18 protein-coding genes are annotated in these 18,506 nt (G+C 59.8%); 11 read left to right on the plus strand and 7 right to left on the minus strand.

Annotated features, from left to right (window positions below):
• The first annotated feature begins 18 nt into the window (after positions 1 to 18).
• Positions 19 to 1,923: a molecular chaperone HtpG gene (gene htpG / locus ACA051_RS09235; protein WP_497309293.1), complete on the plus strand. Its 1,905-nt coding sequence runs from the start codon at positions 19 to 21 to the stop codon at positions 1,921 to 1,923.
• A gap of 67 nt (positions 1,924 to 1,990) precedes the next feature.
• The gene (locus ACA051_RS09240) at positions 1,991 to 2,719 is read left to right on the plus strand and encodes a dienelactone hydrolase family protein (protein ID WP_497309295.1); all 729 of its coding nucleotides are present in this window, start codon (positions 1,991 to 1,993) and stop codon (positions 2,717 to 2,719) included.
• Positions 2,720 to 2,849: 130 nt separating this feature from the next.
• Here ACA051_RS09240 and ACA051_RS09245 read toward each other — a convergent pair whose 3' ends face one another.
• Together ACA051_RS09245 and ACA051_RS09250 are read right to left on the minus strand one after the other, a co-directional pair.
• Positions 2,850 to 3,710 (minus strand): pirin family protein, encoded by an 861-nt coding sequence (locus tag ACA051_RS09245; protein ID WP_497374446.1) that lies wholly within the window; start codon positions 3,708 to 3,710, stop codon positions 2,850 to 2,852.
• A gap of 61 nt (positions 3,711 to 3,771) precedes the next feature.
• Positions 3,772 to 4,188: an OsmC family protein gene (locus ACA051_RS09250; RefSeq protein WP_497309299.1), complete on the minus strand. Its 417-nt coding sequence runs from the start codon at positions 4,186 to 4,188 to the stop codon at positions 3,772 to 3,774.
• A 142-nt stretch (positions 4,189 to 4,330) separates the two neighbouring features.
• Between ACA051_RS09250 and ACA051_RS09255 the strand changes: the two genes are divergently transcribed.
• The 3 genes from ACA051_RS09255 (at position 4,331) to ACA051_RS09265 (ending at position 8,042) form a co-directional block, all read left to right on the plus strand.
• Positions 4,331 to 5,341, plus strand: coding sequence for an amidohydrolase family protein (locus ACA051_RS09255; protein WP_497374448.1), 1,011 nt, complete (start codon positions 4,331 to 4,333; stop codon positions 5,339 to 5,341).
• A 149-nt stretch (positions 5,342 to 5,490) separates the two neighbouring features.
• Positions 5,491 to 6,867: a pyridoxal-phosphate dependent enzyme gene (locus ACA051_RS09260; protein WP_497309301.1), complete on the plus strand. Its 1,377-nt coding sequence runs from the start codon at positions 5,491 to 5,493 to the stop codon at positions 6,865 to 6,867.
• Positions 6,864 to 8,042 carry a trans-sulfuration enzyme family protein gene (locus ACA051_RS09265; protein WP_497309303.1) on the plus strand — a complete coding sequence of 393 codons (1,179 nt, stop codon included), beginning with the start codon at positions 6,864 to 6,866 and terminating at the stop codon, positions 8,040 to 8,042. The genes ACA051_RS09260 and ACA051_RS09265 overlap by 4 nt, the downstream gene beginning before the upstream one ends.
• 64 nt (positions 8,043 to 8,106) lie before the next feature.
• Here the strand turns inward: ACA051_RS09265 and ACA051_RS09270 are convergent, their stop codons facing one another.
• Genes ACA051_RS09270 through purM form a run of 3 tightly spaced genes read right to left on the minus strand, consistent with a single transcriptional unit; the run spans position 8,107 to position 10,537 of the window.
• The gene (locus ACA051_RS09270; RefSeq protein ID WP_497309305.1) at positions 8,107 to 8,820 is read right to left on the minus strand and encodes a DUF3108 domain-containing protein; all 714 of its coding nucleotides are present in this window, start codon (positions 8,818 to 8,820) and stop codon (positions 8,107 to 8,109) included.
• Between the two features lie 8 nt (positions 8,821 to 8,828).
• Positions 8,829 to 9,479: a phosphoribosylglycinamide formyltransferase gene (purN, locus tag ACA051_RS09275; protein ID WP_497309306.1), complete on the minus strand. Its 651-nt coding sequence runs from the start codon at positions 9,477 to 9,479 to the stop codon at positions 8,829 to 8,831.
• Positions 9,479 to 10,537, minus strand: a complete 1,059-nt coding sequence (gene purM, locus ACA051_RS09280) for a phosphoribosylformylglycinamidine cyclo-ligase (protein ID WP_010456810.1) — start codon at positions 10,535 to 10,537, stop codon at positions 9,479 to 9,481. The genes purN and purM overlap by 1 nt, the downstream gene beginning before the upstream one ends.
• A 383-nt stretch (positions 10,538 to 10,920) precedes the next feature.
• Here purM and ACA051_RS09285 point away from each other — a divergent pair, with 383 nt between their 5' ends.
• The 6 genes from ACA051_RS09285 to ACA051_RS09310 all read left to right on the plus strand — a co-directional run bounded on the left by ACA051_RS09285 (position 10,921) and on the right by ACA051_RS09310 (position 16,303).
• Positions 10,921 to 11,982, plus strand: a complete 1,062-nt coding sequence (locus ACA051_RS09285) for a DUF2066 domain-containing protein (protein ID WP_497309308.1) — start codon at positions 10,921 to 10,923, stop codon at positions 11,980 to 11,982.
• 38 nt (positions 11,983 to 12,020) lie between these two features.
• Positions 12,021 to 13,094, plus strand: coding sequence for an AI-2E family transporter (locus tag ACA051_RS09290; protein ID WP_497374450.1), 1,074 nt, complete (start codon positions 12,021 to 12,023; stop codon positions 13,092 to 13,094).
• 230 nt (positions 13,095 to 13,324) lie between these two features.
• Entirely contained in the window at positions 13,325 to 14,029 is a 705-nt protein-coding gene (gene hda, locus ACA051_RS09295) for a DnaA regulatory inactivator Hda (protein WP_010456804.1), read from the plus strand.
• A gap of 214 nt (positions 14,030 to 14,243) precedes the next feature.
• Complete coding sequence (locus tag ACA051_RS09300; protein ID WP_219095611.1) at positions 14,244 to 14,870, plus strand: C40 family peptidase; 627 nt, start codon at positions 14,244 to 14,246, stop codon at positions 14,868 to 14,870.
• 220 nt (positions 14,871 to 15,090) lie between these two features.
• Positions 15,091 to 15,627: a C40 family peptidase gene (locus ACA051_RS09305; protein ID WP_497309312.1), complete on the plus strand. Its 537-nt coding sequence runs from the start codon at positions 15,091 to 15,093 to the stop codon at positions 15,625 to 15,627.
• A gap of 22 nt (positions 15,628 to 15,649) precedes the next feature.
• Positions 15,650 to 16,303 (plus strand): O-methyltransferase, encoded by a 654-nt coding sequence (locus ACA051_RS09310; RefSeq protein WP_497374452.1) that lies wholly within the window; start codon positions 15,650 to 15,652, stop codon positions 16,301 to 16,303.
• 108 nt (positions 16,304 to 16,411) lie between these two features.
• Here the strand turns inward: ACA051_RS09310 and ACA051_RS09315 are convergent, their stop codons facing one another.
• On the minus strand, positions 16,412 to 17,725 hold the full coding sequence (locus ACA051_RS09315) for a PQQ-dependent sugar dehydrogenase (protein WP_497374454.1): 1,314 nt from the start codon (positions 17,723 to 17,725) through the stop codon (positions 16,412 to 16,414).
• Positions 17,726 to 17,792: 67 nt separating this feature from the next.
• Positions 17,793 to 18,377 (minus strand): hypothetical protein, encoded by a 585-nt coding sequence (locus ACA051_RS09320; protein WP_497298087.1) that lies wholly within the window; start codon positions 18,375 to 18,377, stop codon positions 17,793 to 17,795.
• Positions 18,378 to 18,506 lie beyond the last annotated feature (129 nt).

Raw genomic sequence — 18,506 nt, forward strand, 5'->3', positions numbered from 1 at the left:
GATTGGAGTTTGATGACCATGAGTGTGGAAACTCAAAAGGAAACCCTGGGCTTCCAGACCGAGGTGAAGCAACTGCTGCACCTCATGATCCATTCGCTGTATTCCAACAAGGAAATTTTCCTTCGCGAATTGATCTCGAACGCCTCTGACGCTGTCGACAAATTACGTTTCGAAGCCCTGTCCAAGCCTGAACTGCTGGAAGGTGGCGCCGAACTGAAAATCCGTGTGAGCTTCGACAAGGACGCCAAAACCGTCACCCTCGAAGACAACGGCATCGGCATGAGCCGTGAAGACGCGATCACCCATTTGGGCACGATCGCCAAATCCGGCACTGCCGACTTCATGAAGCATCTGTCTGGCGATCAGAAGAAAGACTCGCACCTGATCGGTCAGTTTGGTGTCGGTTTCTACTCGGCGTTCATCGTTGCCGATAAAGTTGACGTGTTCAGCCGTCGTGCCGGTGCTGCCGCCAGCGAAGGCGTGCACTGGTCGTCCAAGGGTGAAGGCGACTTTGAAGTGGCCACCGTCGAGAAAGCCGAGCGCGGCACCCGTATCGTTCTGCACTTGAAGTCCGGTGAAGACGAATTCGCCGATGGCTGGCGCCTGCGCAACGTCATCAAGAAGTACTCCGACCACATCGCTTTGCCGATCGAGTTGCCGAAAGAAGTGGCCGCCGCTGAAGGTGAAGAGAAGCCGGCCGTTGAATGGGAAACCGTCAACCGCGCCAGCGCCCTGTGGACCCGTCCTCGCACCGAGATCAAGGACGAGGAATATCAGGAGTTCTACAAACACATCGCTCATGACTTCGAAAATCCGCTGAGCTGGAGCCACAACAAGGTCGAAGGCAAGCTCGAATACAGCTCGCTGCTGTACGTGCCGACCCGTGCTCCGTTCGATCTGTACCAGCGTGAAGCGCCGAAAGGCCTGAAGTTGTACGTACAGCGCGTATTCGTCATGGACCAGGCCGAGTCGTTCCTGCCGCTGTACCTGCGTTTCATCAAGGGCGTAGTCGATTCCAACGACCTGTCGCTGAACGTGTCGCGGGAAATCCTGCAGAAAGACCCGATCATCGACTCCATGAAGTCGGCCCTGACCAAGCGCGTCCTGGACATGCTGGAAAAACTGGCGAAGAACGAACCTGAGCAATACAAAGGCTTCTGGAAGAACTTTGGTCAGGTCATGAAAGAAGGCCCGGCAGAAGACTTCGCCAACAAAGAGAAAATCGCTGGCTTGCTGCGTTTCGCCTCCACTCAGGGCGAAGAAGGCGAGCAGGTTGTGGGTCTGGCCGAGTACCTGGCTCGCGCCAAGGAAGGTCAGGACAAGATCTACTACCTGACCGGCGAAACCTACGCGCAAGTCAAGAACAGCCCGCACCTGGAAGTCTTCCGCAAGAAAGGCATCGAAGTGCTGCTGCTGACCGACCGCATCGACGAGTGGCTGATGAGCTACCTCAGCGACTTCGACGGCAAGAGCTTTGTCGACGTGGCGCGTGGTGACCTGGACCTGGGCAACCTGGACTCGGAAGAGGACAAGAAAGCTGCGGAAGAAGTCGCCAAGTCCAAAGAAGGCCTGGTTGATCGTCTGAAAACCGCACTAGGCGACTCTGTTGCTGAAGTACGGGTTTCCCACCGTCTGACCGATTCCCCGGCGATTCTGGCCATCGGCGAGCAGGACCTGGGCATGCAGATGCGCCAGATCCTCGAAGCCAGCGGGCAGAAGGTTCCGGATTCGAAGCCGATCTTCGAATTCAACCCGGCTCACCCGCTGATCGAGAAACTCGACGCTGAGCAGAGTGACGAGCGTTTCGGCGACCTGTCGCACATTCTCTTCGATCAGGCGGCCCTGGCGGCCGGCGACAGCTTGAAAGACCCGGCCGCTTATGTGCGCCGCCTCAACAAGCTGTTGGTTGAACTGTCGGTTTAACTGAAGTTGTACAAAAACCCGCTTCGGCGGGTTTTTTCATTCTGGTGTCTTTTACTGGGAGTTCGTCATGAGTCAAATTACTGTTCGTTCCGTCGCTTATCAGATTGATGGCCAGTCATATGAAAGCCGTCTGGCGTTCGATGCCGACCACAAAGGCCCGCGCCCCGGTCTGTTGATGGCGCCGAACTGGATGGGCGTCAGCGTCGGTGCCGAGGAAATCGCCAAGTCGGTGGCGGCCAAGGGTTATGTGGTGCTGATTGCGGACCTGTACGGCCAGTCGGTGCGTCCGCAGAATGGCGACGAGGCGGGTGCAGCCATGATGCCGCTGAAGAACGATCGCGCCTTGCTGCGCAAGCGCATGCAGGCGGCGTTCGAGCAGCTGCAAGGGCAGGGCGAGGCGGTGGTTGATACGGCGAAGCTGGCGACTTTTGGTTTCTGTTTTGGCGGTTGCTGCGCACTGGAACTGGCCCGCACGGGCGCGCCGGTAAAAGCAGCGGTTTCGTTCCATGGCACCCTCGATACGCCGAACGTCAACGATGCGAAAAACATCAAGGGCTCGGTGCTGGTGTTGCACGGTGCATCAGACCCGCTGGTGCCGAAAGAGCAATTGCCGGCGTTTGAAGAGGAAATGAATGCGGCGGGCGTGGATTGGCAACTGCTGAGCTACGGCGGCGCGGTGCATTCGTTTACTGATCCGCATGCGAACGTGCCGGGCAAGATGATGTATGACGCGAAGACGGCGGGGCGGGCGTTTACTTCGATGCACAATCTGCTGGATGAAGTGTTTAGCGGCTGATGTCGTTCCCTGACATTGTTGGTGTCAGGGCCGACCTCATCGCGAGCAGGCTCACTCCTACAATTGGAATGCATTCCCTCTTGTAGGAGTGAGCCTGCTCGCGATGGCGATGTAACTGATGCCGAAGATCCTAAGGCAGTTCGATCCGCTCAACTTCCCCCGGCACCGTCGGCCAATCCCCGGCCGCCCAGCGCCGCCGCGCTTCATCGATCGCCGCCGGATCGCTCGCCACGAAATTCCAGTTGATTCGTCGTGGCCCGTCCAGCGGTGCCCCGCCAAACAGCACCGCATGACAATCGCTCTCGGCGAACAACGTCATTTCCTCTCCGGCAGGCAGCACCACCAGCGCATGGGGCTCCAGTGACTCGCCATCAAGCTGCGCTTCACCACTCAACACATACAGCGCTCGCTCTTCATGCTCGGTCGGAATCAGCAAGGTGGTCGCGGTTTGCAGGTTCAACTCCGCATACAACGTAGGAGAAAGCACCGGCACCGGCGATTCCAGGCAAAAGCCTGCCCCGGCAATCATCCGGATCTTCACGCCAAGGTTATCGCTGACCGGCAACGTCGCTGCCGGGTGATGGCTGTAGTGGCCCGGCCCCTGTTCATGCGCCTTGGGAGAGGCGAGCCAAACCTGCAAACCGTGTATTGTGAAGCCGCTGTCTTTCAACGCCTCAGGCGTGCGCTCGACATGGGCAATCGCGCTGCCCGCCGTCATCCAGCTGACATCGCCGGCGTCGACCACCTGGTCGGAACCGAGGCTGTCCTTGTGCTGGATTTTTCCTTCGAACAAGTAGGTGAGGGTGGACAGGCCAATATGCGGGTGCTGACGGATGTTCATGCCTTTACCCGGTGGATAGCGGGTTTCGAGCATGTGGTCAAAAAATACGAAAGGCCCGACGCTGCGGCATTTGGCCGACGGCAGCGGGCGCAAAATCGGCTGGCCTTCTACATCTTCGGCGCGAGGGCGGATCACGAGTGGCGTGTTCATGGTGCATTCCAGGCTGAGCGGGTGACGCGTGGAGCATAACCCGCTTGCGCAGCCCTTGCCGCTATTGGCTGAAGGCACCCTCGGACAGATGGGTTTCGATGCTCACTTGCGTGCTGGTCATCAGTTTGTGCACCGGGCAGCGATCCGCTACGCGATGCAACTCATCACGCTGGGCATCGGTGAGCACACCCTTGAGGGTCAGTTTGACGTGCAGGGCATATTTGCCTTTCTGCTCTTCGCTGTTGTCACGTTTGACTTCGACCGTCACGCCGGTCAGCGGAATGTCTTTCTTCTTCGCGTACATCTTCAGTGTCAGGGCCTTGCAGGCGCCCAGGGCCGCGTCGAAGTAGTCGTGTGGCTCAGGGGCGGTGCCTTCGCCGCCAGATGTGGTCGGCACATCGGCAAAGAGCTCGTGGTCGTCGATCTGGACGCTGTGGCGAAAACCTTCAGCGGAAACGGTATTGACGGTAACGGTCATGAGGAGCCTCCCAGGCTAAAAAGTCATTCGATCAAAATAGACCTCGAAGTTATAGAGCATTCCTGATGATGCGCGTTCCACTTTCTTACCGGCTGAACCGTTTCGTGTGCGCGCAGGTCTACGTCTTTCCTGCCCCCGGAGAATGCCCGTGCCCCTGTTCCGTTTGAGCCTTGCCTGTTTGTTGGCGCTATCCAGTGCTCACGCCACTGCACGCGAATACGCCTACAGCGATGCGCACCTGCATTACGTGGACTTTTTCCAGGAAACGGCCGGCATGCCGACATTGCTCAAGGCCATGGACGACAACGCCATCGATCATGTGATGGTTTCCGGGATCCCGGTGGCGAAGAAATGGCACGAAGATGAACCGAAGCGCCCACGCTATTACGCCGGTGATGACGCTGATGCCTATTGGTACAGCGCGACGGATGTGATTGTCGCGGCAGCGGTAAACAAATTGTCGCCCGGGCAGCGTCAGCGTTTTCACCCGTTCCTGTCGGGCTTCAATCCCAACGACAAAAACTCCGTAGCGCACATCCAGCGCATGCTCGATCTCAATCCGGGGCTGTGGCAGGGAATCGGCGAAGTGTTTACCCGCCATGATGACCTGACCGCGCTGACCTCCGGCGACACGCCACGGGCCAACAACGAGGCGATGACGCGGATCTATCACCTGGCTGCCGAGAACGACTTGCCCGTGATGTTGCACTCCAACATCACCTCCAAGCGTGAGAAAAATCCGCTGTACCTGTCGGAAGTCGAGGAGCCGCTACGTAATCATCCGCATACGCGATTCATTTGGGCCCACGCAGGCACCAGCGCCGAGGTCCATCGGCATCAGACCCAGCTGGATTTTCTGTTGCCGACCCTGACTCGAATGCTCGAGGCCTACCCCAATCTGTACATCGACCTGTCCTGGAGCATGCTGACGCCTTACCTGCTGGATGAGCAGGGCAAGCCTTCAGAAGCCTGGTTGAAACTGGTGGAGCGCTTCCCGGATCGCTTCATGCTCGGCTCTGATGTGGTGGGACGTTTCAACAAGCTCGGTAAGGAATTGCGCAGCTTCGATCCGTTTCTCGACGCCTTGCCCGAGAAGGTTGCGAGAAAAGTCGCGCGGGATAATTTTCTGTCGATTCTGCCGCGCAACCGTTAAGACGGCCAGGCGACCGGTTGGCTGCGCACGGTTGCGGATAGCGCATTCCCTGCCTATGTTCCTTGCGAGGCATTACGAGTGACTGGCGCGCGAAGACCCGATGCCGGTTGCTGTCCATCCAGTGCGGATTCTCGCAGCGAGGTTACGACATGCCAAACGACTCCCGCCCTGCCGTGCTTGAACTGATCGGCAATACGCCACTGGTGCGCGTCAGCCGCTTCGATACCGGCCCGTGTACGCTGTTTCTCAAACTTGAATCACAGAACCCCGGCGGTTCGATCAAGGATCGCATCGGTCTGGCGATGATCGACGCCGCTGAACGCGATGGCCGTCTGCAACCCGGTGGCACCATCGTCGAAGCCACCGCTGGCAACACCGGCCTCGGCCTGGCCCTGGTCGGCCGTGCCAAAGGCTATCGAGTGGTGCTGGTGGTGCCGGACAAAATGTCCACCGAGAAGGTCTTGCACCTCAAGGCCATGGGGGCCGAGGTGCACATCACCCGCTCCGACGTCGGCAAAGGCCATCCCGATTACTATCAGGACGTCGCGGCGCGGCTGGCGCAGGAGATTCCCGATGCCTTCTTCGCCGATCAATTCAACAACCCGGCCAATCCGCTGGCCCACGAATGCAGCACCGCGCCGGAGATCTGGGCACAGACCCAGCATGATCTGGATGCCATCGTCGTCGGCGTCGGTTCGGCCGGCACGCTGACCGGGTTGACCCGTTTCTTCCAGCGCGTGCAACCGAACCTCGAAATGGTGCTGGCCGATCCGGTCGGCTCGGTGATGGCCGAGTACAGCCGCAGCGGCACCCTCGGCAAGGCTGGTTCATGGGCGGTGGAGGGCATCGGTGAGGATTTCATTCCTTCGATTGCCGACCTCTCCAGCGTGCGCCACGCCTATTCGATCAGCGACGAGGAAAGTTTCGATCATGCCCGCCAACTACTGCGCGCCGAAGGCATTCTCGGCGGTTCCTCGACCGGCACCTTACTGGCGGCGGCCCTGCGTTACTGCCGTGAGCAAACCGAGCCGAAGCGCGTGGTCAGCTTCGTCTGCGACACCGGCACCCGCTACCTGTCGAAGGTCTACAACGACCAGTGGATGAACGATCAGGGCCTGCTGCAATACAAGCGTTACGGTGATCTGCGTGACCTGATCGCGCGGCGTTTCGAGGATGGCCGGGTGATCAGCGTCGGGCCCGACGACACGCTGCTCACTGCCTTCCAGCGCATGCGCCTGGCGGATGTATCGCAACTGCCGGTGCTGGCGGATGGGAAGCGACTGGTCGGTGTGATCGATGAGTCCGATATTCTACTGGGCGTTCAGGCAGACGCTTCGCACTTGCGCATGCCCGTGGCCAGCGCCATGACTGACAAGTTGCAAACCCTGCCGGCGAGCGCCAGTCTGGCCGAACTGCAGGCGGAGCTTGATCGCGGGCTGGTGGCGATCATCGCCGACGCCTCGGCCTTCCATGGCTTGATTACGCGAGTCGACCTGCTCAATCACCTGCGGAGATCCCTTACATGAGTCAGCACGATGAATCCGGCTCGTCACGCGCCTTCGGCACCCGTGTAATCCATGCCGGCCAAACACCGGATCCTTCCACCGGGGCGCTGATGCCGCCGATCTACGCCAACTCCACGTACTTGCAGCAAAGCCCCGGCGTGCACAAGGGCTTCGACTATGGGCGCTCGCACAACCCGACGCGTTTCGCGCTGGAGCGTTGCGTGGCCGACCTCGAGGGCGGGACCCGGGCGTTCGCCTTCGCCTCCGGGCTGGCGGCGATTTCCACGGTGCTGGAACTGCTCGATGCAAACGCGCACATCGTCTCCGGCAACGACTTGTACGGCGGGACGTTCCGGCTGTTCGACAAAGTCCGTCAGCGCAGTGCCGGGCATCGCTTCAGTTACGTCGACCTGACCGACCTGACGGCCTTCGAAGCGGCATTGCAGGACGACACGCGGATGGTTTGTGTCGAGACGCCGAGCAATCCCTTGCTGCGCCTTTCTGATCTCGCCGCCATTGCGCGCATCTGCCGCGAGCGCGACATCCTCTGTGTCGCCGACAACACCTTCGCCAGTCCGTGGATTCAACGCCCGCTGGAGTTGGGTTTCGATATCGTGGTGCATTCGACGACCAAGTACCTGAACGGCCACTCCGACGTGATCGGCGGCATCGCGGTGGTTGGGCAGAACGCCGAACTGGCCGAGCGCCTGGGCTTTTTGCAAAACGCGGTGGGCGCTATCGCCGGGCCGTTTGACGCGTTCCTCACCTTGCGCGGGGTGAAGACGCTGGCGCTGCGCATGGAGCGCCATTGCAGCAACGCGCTGGAGCTGGCGCAATGGCTGGAGCGTCAGCCGCAGGTGGCGCGCGTTTACTATCCGGGCTTACCGTCGCACCCGCAGCACGAATTGGCACGACAGCAGATGCGTGGATTCGGCGGGATGATTTCCCTCGATCTGAATAGCGATCTGGCTGGGGCCAGACGCTTCCTCGAAAATGTGCAGATCTTTGCCCTGGCCGAGAGCCTGGGCGGGGTGGAAAGCCTGATCGAGCACCCGGCAATCATGACGCATGCCACCATTCCGGCAGACACCCGCGCGGAACTCGGGATCGGCGATGCGCTGGTGCGTTTGTCCGTGGGCGTCGAGGATGTCGAAGACCTGCGCGCCGACCTGGCCCAGGCGCTGGCGCGGATTTGACGTTCAGCAGGCATAAAAAAATCCGGAATCCTTGTCGGATTCCGGATTCTTGTGTCGAGCTGGATCAGCTGCCTTTGACAGTCTTGCCGTTGACCGTACCGTCGAGGAGCATGATGTTGTACTCCTTGCCGTCGGTTTCGACCTGTTGCAGGCGAACCAGCAGGTAATCCCAATCCTTGGCGAACCACAGGACGGTGATGCGCTTGCTTTGCGTCGGGTCGCGCACGCGCTCGACCTTGATCGCATCGATCTGGCCGGCCTTGGTGTCGACTTTCTCCGAACCCAGCACGCGGAAGTCATACGTATCGACTTCGCCGTCGTCAACGACCTGATAGCTCATGCTTTTCTTGCCAGCGGCTACGTCGTGCTGCAGGGCCAGTTGATACGTGGATTTGTCGACCATGCCGCGATTGAGCGGGATCTTGACCGCATCACCGCGATCGGTGCCGGTGACCATTTTGTTGGTCCAGTCGAAATCCAGGTCGGCTTTCTTGGCTTTACCCAGACCACCGCGTTCGAAGTGGTAGGACTGGGGCAGCAACGTGTCCTTGTCCAGGGTCAGGGTGCTTTCTTCAGTCAGGCTGGCGATCATCATCGAGGCCTTGAAGCTGAGCTTCCAGACACCGTTGGCACCTTGGGTCAGGCTGCGTTCAGCCGTGCCACTCATGGGCAGCTGCTTCCAGTCGGCGGTGTAGCTGGCGGAGAACGGTTGAAGTTCTGCAGCCTGCGCAAAAGGCAGGGCAAACAGAGCGCAAGCGAAGAGCAGGGCGCGACGCATAAAATCTCCTAGTTTCGAATCAAGTGGCCGCTGGCCGCGAGTAACTTTCCATCCAGTAAAGCACCTTGTTCACCGAGCGATAAACGGCCTTCGGCAAACCAGCGTACAGCCATCGGGTAGATCAGGTGTTCCTGAACATGGACCCGCTGCGCCAGACTCTGCGGCGAATCGTGCAACTCTACCGGTATTACTGCCTGTACGACCAGTGGTCCGCCATCGAGTTCCTCGGTGACGAAGTGCACGGAGCAGCCATGTTCCGTGTCGCCGGCTTCCAGCGCGCGCTGATGAGTGTGTAACCCTTTGTATTTGGGTAGCAGCGAGGGGTGGATGTTGAGCAGGCGACCCGCGTAATGGCGCACGAAGTCAGCGCTGAGAATGCGCATGAAACCGGCCAGTACTACGAGTTTGGGGTTGAAGGCGTCGATCAGTTCGATCAGTGCGGCATCGAAGGCTTCGCGGCCTTCGAAAGCCTTGTGATCCAGGGAGCGGGTGTCGATACCCGCATCCCTGGCGCGTTGCAGGCCGTAAGCATCGCTGCGGTTGGAAATCACCGCAGCGATGCGGGCCGGGCTGTCGCCGGTCCGCGTGCTGTCGATCAAGGCCTGCAAGTTACTGCCGGTGCCGGACAACAGCACCACCACATCACAGGTCTGGGACATCAATGAGCCTTGAGGTTCTTCAGTTCAACCTGAGCCGCGCCTTCGGCAGCGGTGGCGATCTGACCGATGACCCAAGGCTGCTCGCCGGCTTCGCGCAGGACGTTCAGGGCGGTTTCAACGTGCTCTTGAGCAACGCAGATGACCATGCCCACGCCGCAGTTCAGCACGCGGTGCATTTCGTTTTCGTCAACGTTGCCTTTCTCTTGCAGCCAGTCGAACACGGCAGGACGGGTCCAGCTCGCGACGTCAACCACGGCTTGGGCGCCTTTTGGCAGCACGCGCGGGATGTTGTCCAGCAGGCCGCCACCGGTGATGTGGGCCATGGCTTTGACCGCGCCGGTGTCCTTGATCAGCTTGAGCAGCGGCTTCACGTAGATACGGGTCGGGGCCATCAGCAGGTCGGTCAGCGGTTTGCCGTCGAGCTGGATGTTTTCGATATCGGCACCGGACACTTCGATGATCTTGCGGATCAGCGAGTAGCCGTTGGAGTGCGGGCCGGAAGACGGCAGGGCGAGCAGGGCATCGCCGGCAGCAACTTTGGAACCGTCGATGATTTCGGATTTTTCCACGACGCCGACGCAGAAGCCGGCCAGGTCGTAGTCTTCTCCTTCGTACATGCCCGGCATTTCAGCGGTTTCGCCGCCGACCAGGGAGCAGCCGGACAGTTCACAGCCAGCGCCGATGCCGGTCACGACCTGGGTCGCGGTTTCGACGTTCAGTTTGCCGGTGGCGTAGTAGTCGAGGAAGAACAGCGGCTCGGCGCCGCAAACCACCAGGTCGTTCACGCACATGGCCACCAGGTCGATGCCGATGCTGTCGTGCTTGTTCAGGTTCAAAGCCAGGCGCAGCTTGGTGCCCACGCCGTCCGTGCCGGAAACCAGTACGGGCTGCTTGTAGCCGGCCGGGATTTCGCAGAGGGCGCCGAAACCGCCCAGGCCGCCCATGACTTCCGGGCGCGCAGTGCGCTTGGCGACGCTCTTGATGCGTTCGACCAATGCTTCACCGGCGTCGATGTCTACACCGGCGTCCTTGTAGCTCAGGGAGGGTTGCTTGCTCATGATCCAGGCCTTTAGGGGGGATTCAGGGGTAACGACCGAGTCCAGTGGGACCGCCGAAATAAACGAAGGCGAGCGCCTTGCACGAATTTCAGGGTGCCCGGCTGTTGCCGGTCTGCGAAGGCGCGCGATTTTATCAGGCTTGAAGGGCAGCGGCCATCCTCACGCCGACGGCAGGGGCATATCGGCTGAAAAAAACCGTTATTGCCCGTGTTGGTCGCCGCCTCGATGGCTGTATAAGGTATCGCGATTAACCGTCTATCGTTATGACAGTGCGAAAACTTCGTTAGACCGTGGTGAATGTTTTGCGCAGGGATGTGGTCACAGCCTTGCTCGATCATCTTCATGCGGTCTGTTCCAGCCGCTCTTGTCGTCAGGAATCTTCCATGCGTTTTTTTTCCAGATTTTTATTTGCAGGCTGTTTGTCACTGGTCAGCCTGGCGAGTCATGCCGAAACCGTCAAAGGCCTGTATCAGGTGCGCGAGCCTGTCAGCAGTCAGTCGACTGAGGAGCGCGATCAGGCGACCCAGCGCGCGCTGGACACGCTGGTGCTGCGCCTGACCGGCGACCCCAAGGCTGCGCAAAGCCCGGGGTTGGCGGCGCTGCGCAAAGACCCGCAGCAAATTATCAGTCAATACGGTTTCGACGCCGGCCCGCCGGAAGTGCTGAAAGTCGATTTCGACCCGGCCACCACTGAACAAGCCTTGCGCCGCGCCGGGTTGTCTCTGTGGGGGGCGAATCGGCCGTCGATCCTGAGTTGGTGGTTGAACGATTCCGTCGAGGGTTCGAGCCTGGTGGGTGATGGTCAGGCCAGCGCCGCGCCGTTGCGTCGCGCGGCACAACACCGTGGTCTGCCGTTGCGTCTCCCATTGGCGGACCTGAGTGAGCAACTGGTCGCTACAGCGCCGAATCTTGAGGGTACTGATGCAGCGCCATTGCGCGGTGCGTCGGACCGTTACAACGCTGACGCCTTGCTCGCGGTGCATGCCCGTGAAGAGGGCGGCCAGTGGCAGGCCAAGTGGAATTTGTGGCTGGGCGACAAGAAGGAGGCGGGTAGCGTGCAGGGCGCGGATCAGGCCGCTGTGGCGGATGCGGTAATGCTGGCAGTCAGTGAGCGTCTGGCGCCGCGGTTTGTCGTCAAGCCGGGGGCTTCGGGCCAACAACTGTTGGAAGTCCAAGGGATGAATCTGGAGCGCTATGCTGCGCTGGGGCGTTTGCTGGAGCCGTTTGGTGCTCGTCTGCAAAGTGTCGAGGGTGAGCGCATTCTTTATCGAGTCAATGGCAGCGCCGAGCAGTTGAAGGCGCAGTTGTCCCTGGCGAAGTTGCAGGAGGTTCCGGCCGGTGAGGTACCCGCTCCGGCAGCGCCTGTGCAACCGGTGCCTGAGGGGGCGGCGCCTGTGGTTGCGCCAACCCCGGCACCGGTGCCGCAGCTGAGATTCCGTTGGTAAGGTTTTCTTTCTTTATATAGATGCATATGGAGTGGTACATGGCCGATACGCGGCGTTGGTTCTGGTTGGGTGGAGTGGTTCTGCTCTGCGTGTTTGTCTGGTTGTTGCATCCGATCCTGACGCCCTTTCTGGTCGCGTTGCTGCTGGCCTATCTGTTCGATCCGCTGGTGGATCGGCTGGAAAGGGCTGGTCTGTCACGCACCTGGGGCGTGGTGGCGGTGTTTGCGCTGTTTACCTTGATCTTCACCGCATTGCTGTTGGTGCTGGTGCCGATGCTCGCCAAGCAGTTGTTTCGCTTGTATGAACTGGCACCGCAGATGCTCGACTGGCTGCAGCACACCGCACTGCCGTGGGCGCAATCGAAATTCGGACTGTCGGATAACTTCTGGAAGTTCGACAAGCTCAAGGCAGCGATCAGCGAACACATGGGCCAGACCACCGACATTGTCGGGGTGGTGCTGAGTCAGGCGACGGCTTCCGGGCTCGCGCTGATTGGCTGGTTGGCGAATCTGGTGCTGATCCCCGTTGTGAGTTTCTACCTGCTGCGGGACTGGGACCTGATGATGGCCAAGATCCGCAGCCTGCTGCCCCGTGATCGTGAAGAACGCGTCATGACCCTCGCGGGTGAATGCCATGAAGTGCTGGGGGCATTCGTGCGCGGGCAGTTGCTGGTGATGCTGGCGCTGGGCGTGATCTATGCCGCGGGCTTGATGCTGGTGGGTCTGGAGCTGGGGTTGTTGATCGGTCTGATCGCAGGTCTGGCGGCCATTGTGCCGTACATGGGGTTTGTCATCGGGATCGGTGCGGCGTTGATCGCCGGCCTGTTCCAGTTCGGCGGCGATCTGTATCCCATGGTCGGTATCGTCGCGGTGTTGATGGTCGGGCAGGCACTGGAAGGGATGGTGCTGACGCCGTTGCTAGTGGGTGATCGTATCGGTCTGCACCCGGTGGCAGTGATCTTCGCCATTCTGGCGGGGGGCGAAATGTTTGGCTTTACCGGCGTGTTACTGGCGTTGCCAGTGGCGGCGGTGATCATGGTGCTGGTGCGCCATGTGCATGATTTGTATAAAGATTCGGATATCTACGGGCGTGTCGACGAGCCTGAACGGTAAGGGTCGTTGAAGTCTCATGGCGGGCGGCCTGGTTTCATGCCAGGTTGGCCCGTATCCCTCGCGTTGCTGTCACATGCGCCGCCAAAGAAACTGTCATGAAACCAGGGCGTTAACGCAAACCTTTGATTTTGCTTGTGGTCTGTCGCATTGTGCGACCCGCCTCACGGGTATAAACTTCGCAAACTTTACACAGAGGCCACTAACGGTTCCTTTGGAACTGTTCAGTCAGCATGAAACCGATTCAGCTGCCCCTAGGTGTGCGTCTGCGTGATGACGCCACCTTTATCAATTACTACCCAGGCGCCAATGCCGCTGCACTCGGCTATGTCGAGCGGCTATGCGAAGCCGACGCCGGCTGGACCGAAAGCCTGATCTATCTCTGGGGCAAGGACGGGGTAGGGCGCACGCACTTGTTGCAGGCAGCCTGCCTGCGCTTTGAGCAACTGGGTGAGCCGGCGGTGTATCTGCCGTTGGCCGAGCTACTGGACCGCGGCATCTCGATCCTCGACAACCTCGAACAATACGAACTGGTCTGCCTTGATGATTTGCAGGCGGTAGCCGGCCGGGCGGATTGGGAAGAGGCGCTGTTCCATCTGTTCAATCGTCTGCGCGACAGCGGTCGGCGTCTGCTGATTGCCGCATCAACCTCGCCGCGCGAATTGCCGGTGAAACTGGCTGACCTGAAATCGCGCCTGACCCTGGCACTGATCTTCCAGATGCGTCCGCTCTCTGACGAAGACAAATTGCGCGCCTTGCAACTACGCGCATCCCGTCGTGGCTTGCACCTGACCGATGAAGTCGGGCATTTTATTTTGACTCGCGGTACCCGCAGCATGAGCGCGCTTTTCGAGCTGCTTGAACGTCTCGATCAGGCCTCCCTTCAAGCTCAGCGCAAGCTGACGATCCCGTTCCTGAAAGAAACTCTAGGCTGGTAAAACCTAAGCCTGGCGGGGGTTTCGGCATATTTCAGGCGCCAGAAAATCCGCTTTCCTACAGGGTTGCAGGCTGCGCGAGCGTCTAAATGGGGCTTAAGCGCTTAGATGTAAACGAGAAACCGATAAGTCACATAAAGTTCGATTGAATTTGCAAATGAGGATGATAGCGGGCATAGTCTCGGCTTCTTTACAACTATCAGCCACGGTCGTGCCCATGCTAAAGCGCTTCGCACCCCTCGTGCCTCTCGCACTCGTTACCCTGTTGTTCGGTTGCGCTGCCCACTCCCCAGTGACTCAGCAAGAGCAACAACAGCAGGTCAAGAATTCAGTTACTGCACAGTCTTCTTCCGTTCTTTTCCAGGAAGAGCTGGCCACCGATAAAGAACTGGCAGACTTCGCCGATGGCAAGTCGTACCAGCTTCCGGTTCTGGCCGACAGCATCCTCGAGCGTGGCATGTCCCTGATCGGTACCCGTTACCGTTTCGGCGGCACCTCCGAGGCCGGCTTCGATTGCAGCGGTTTCATCGGTTATCTGTTTCGTGAAGAAGCCGGCATGAACCTGCCGCGCTCCACTCGCGAAATGATCAACGTCGACGCTCCGCTGGTAGCGCGCAGCGCGCTGAAGCCGGGTGATCTGCTGTTCTTCGCCACCAATGGTCGTCGCGGTCGTGTCAGTCACGCCGGGATCTACCTGGGTGACAACCAGTTCATCCACTCCAGCAGCCGCAAAAGCGGTGGTGTCCGGGTCGATAGCCTGGGCGACAGTTACTGGAGCAAGACCTTCATCGAAGCCAAGCGCGCCCTCGCGATGGCCCCGACCGTGGTCACCGCACGCAAGTAAATCTTCAGCCCGTCGCCACGCCAGTGGCGACAAAAGCCTCTTCGCAAGGAAGTAGGCGGACAGTTTGTAAGGCGAACTTAAAGTCTTACTTGAAGTTTGGCCCATAGCCGCTAGAATCCAGATCTATTATTGATGGCAAACCGCCTGCGTCCTGCGCAGGCGGTTTTCTTTTCTGTCTTCCCGATAGAAAAAGCCGCAGCCAGATCAGGATGTTCTGCTTATGACGATGTCGGCCCGCCTCGCAATCATGTTATTCGCAGCGCTGCTCAGCGCCTGCGCCAGTCGCACACCGCCGCCTGCGCCGGTGGTTCGCGCTCCCATTGTTTTCGGTAATCCACAACCCTTTTCCGCCGAGGCAGAAGACGTGCTGTTCCGCGCGCTTGGCCTGGTGGGCACGCCGTATCGTTGGGGCGGTAATACGCCGGATTCGGGCTTCGATTGCAGCGGCCTGATCGGTTACGTCTACCGTGACGTCACCGGTATTTCCCTGCCGCGTACCACCCGCGAAATGATCAGCATGCAGGCGGCCAGCGTCGGCAAGGAAGGCCTGCAAACCGGTGACTTGATCTTCTTCGCCACCAATGGCGGCTCCCAGGTCAGTCATGCCGGGATCTACGTCGGCGAAGGTCGCTTCGTTCATGCGCCGGCCACCGGCGGCACGGTGAAGCTGGACAGCCTGTCAAAGGCTTACTGGCAGAAGGCTTATCTGAGCGCCAAGCGCGTTCTGCAGCCTGAACACCTGGCGCGTAACCCGTAGCGTCCTGTTCGAAGAGGTTGTCATGACCGCTCGCACCCTCAATCTCGATGATGCCCTGTACCAATACCTGCTCGACGTTTCCCTGAGGGAAACGCCGCTGCTCAAGCGCTTGCGTGACGAAACCCAGGCGCTGCCCATGGCGCGCTGGCAGGTGGCGCCGGAGCAGGGGCAGTTCCTCGCGTTACTGGTCAAGCTCATTGGCGCCAAGCGCTTGCTGGAAGTCGGTACGTTTACTGGTTACAGCGCTTTGTGCATGGCCGCTGCGTTGCCGGAGGGCGGTTCGCTGATCTGCTGTGATATCCCCGGCGACTACAACGCTATCGCACGCGGTTATTGGCAGGAGGCGGGGCTGGCCGAGCGAATTGACCTGCGTCTGGCACCTGCGCTGGAAACACTCGCCCTGTTGGATCAGCCGGAGGCGTTCGACCTGATCTTCATTGATGCCGACAAGTCCAACTATCCCCACTATCTGGAGCATGCCCTGCGTCTGCTGCGCGTCGGCGGCCTGGCGGTGTTCGATAACACGCTGTGGAGTGGGCGGGTGCTTGAGGAGAACGCCGAGAGCGCAGACACCCGAGCCATCCAGGCGCTCAATCGTGCCTTGAAGGATGACTCGCGTGTGGATCTGTCGTTGTTGCCGTTGGGCGATGGGCTCACGCTCTGTCGTAAACGCTAAACGCGGATTCTTGTAGGAGCGAGCTTGTCCGCGAAGGCGTTGGCAGATCCAGCATTAGTGTTGCCTGACCTGCAGCCTTCGCGGGCAAGCCTCGCTCCTACAGGGCTGCTATTTAGCGGTCGAAACGCGCCACACCTTGTTCCCCACATCATCGGCCACCAGCAAGCCGCCCTGCTGATCAATCACCACGCCCACAGGCCGGCCCATGGCTTTCTCATCCTCGTTGAGGAAACCAGTCAGCACATCCACAGGTTTTCCGGTCGGTTTGCCTCCGGCGAACGGAACAAAAATCACTTTATAACCACTGTGCGGGTTGCGGTTCCATGAGCCGTGCTGGCCGATGAAGGCGCCTTCCTTGAATTGCGCTGGAAGTGTGTTGCCCTCGGCAAACGACAGGCCCAGCGATGCGGTATGTGGGCCGACCGCATAATCCGGCGCAATGGCCTTGGCCACCAAGTCAGGGTTCTGCGGCTCGACGCGAATATCGACGTGCTGGCCGTAGTAGCTGAAGGGCCAGCCGTAGAACCCGCCGTCCTTCACTGAAGTGATGTAGTCCGGCACCAGATCGCTACCGATTTCGTCCCGCTCATTGACCGCCGTCCACAGGGCGCCGGTCTGAGGTTCCCAGGCCATGCCGTTTGGATTACGAATCCCCGAAGCGAAGATCCGGTGATTGCCGGTGGCGCGATCCACTTCCCAGATCGCCGCGCGACCTTCCTCCTGATCAAGGCCGTTTTCTCCGACATTGCTGTTGGAGCCGACTGTGACGTACAGCTTGCTGCCGTCCTTGCTGGCGATGACGTTTTTGGTCCAGTGGTGATTCAGCGTGCCACCCGGCAGGTCGACCACCTTGATCGGCTGCGACTTGATCGCGGTGTCGCCATTTTCATAGTGAAAGCGCAGCAAGCGGTCGGTGTCGGCGACGTACAGGTCATTGCCGACCAGGGTCATGCCGAAGGGCGAATTGAGGTTTTCCAGGAACACCGTGCGGGTTTCGGCGATGCCGTCGTGGTCCTTGTCCCGCAGCAGCGTGATGCGATTCGGGCTGGGAACGGCGGCGCCGGCACGGCCCATGACTTTCTTCATGACCCAGCCTTTAACGCCTTTGCCGTCATCGGGTTTCGGTGGCGCGTTGGTTTCGGCTACCAGCACATCGCCGTTGGGCAGCACGTAGAGCCAGCGCGGGTGATCGAGCCCTTCGGCAAATGCCGCCACTTGAGTGCCCGCCGCAGCGGTGGGTTTCGCGCCATCCGGCCAGCCGATCGCCGGGGCGATGTTCACCGTCGGGATCAGGGTCTTGTTCGGTTCGGGCAGTTTGGGTGACGGGCCGGTGCCGTCGGAGACTTGCAGGCTGGAGGTTTCACCACAAGCGGCGAGCCCTCCGGCGAGCGCGATGACGAGAACGAGCTGGGGCTTGTGCATGCTGGACTTCCCTATGAGTGCATTGTCTTAATCATAGAGAAGCTTAAGCACGCGATGGTTCAACCAGTCAGCCGCGGGCTTCCTTGAGCAGCACGGCGATGCCGGGGTGATAGTTGCCCGCTTCGTTGCGCAACTTGCGGTAGGCGTATGGGAAATACCAGGCCACGGCGCAGCTGTGTTCCTTTTGCAGGTCGTCGACCATGTCCTGGAGTTCTTCCGGTGTCGCGCTCTGCTGTGCCTTTTGAGGCGCAACGAACAGGCAGCCGAGTCTCAGGTCGCTGGCGTAGCTGATGCGCTTGGCGTTGCTGGTGATGTCCTGCAGCGCTTGAGTCAGGTTCAGGCTATTGACCCGCGGCCAGCGTTGAGTAGTCTGAAGGTAGGCGCGTTGTTCGGGGGTGGCGATATACAGATCGGCGCGGCCGTTGCGTTCCCCTTCTTCGTTCTGTTTGCGCGTCGGTGTTTGTTGCAGTGTGACCATTTCCGCCATCCAGGCTGCTGCAGAGAGCAGGCCGAGGTTGGCTTTTTCGTCGTGCCAGTAAGGCGTGTCGTTATCGCCGCGCACCGTGTTGTAGCGGTCGATACAGTCAAACCAGCGTTCCAGCACCGGTCGCAGGAATTCCAGCTTCGGATTGCTGATAATCATGCCTTGCATGTTGCTCACCCTTGTAATTGTGATGTTGGGTTGTGGCGCTTTGATATCAAAGCTGACAGTGTCGTGCAAGATTGATGTCAGATAATTGATCGGCGGCAGTATATCGCTCGCGCGCGCTTTGTCTTCAAT

It is taken from the genome of Pseudomonas sp. LBUM1669 (assembly GCF_059695705.1).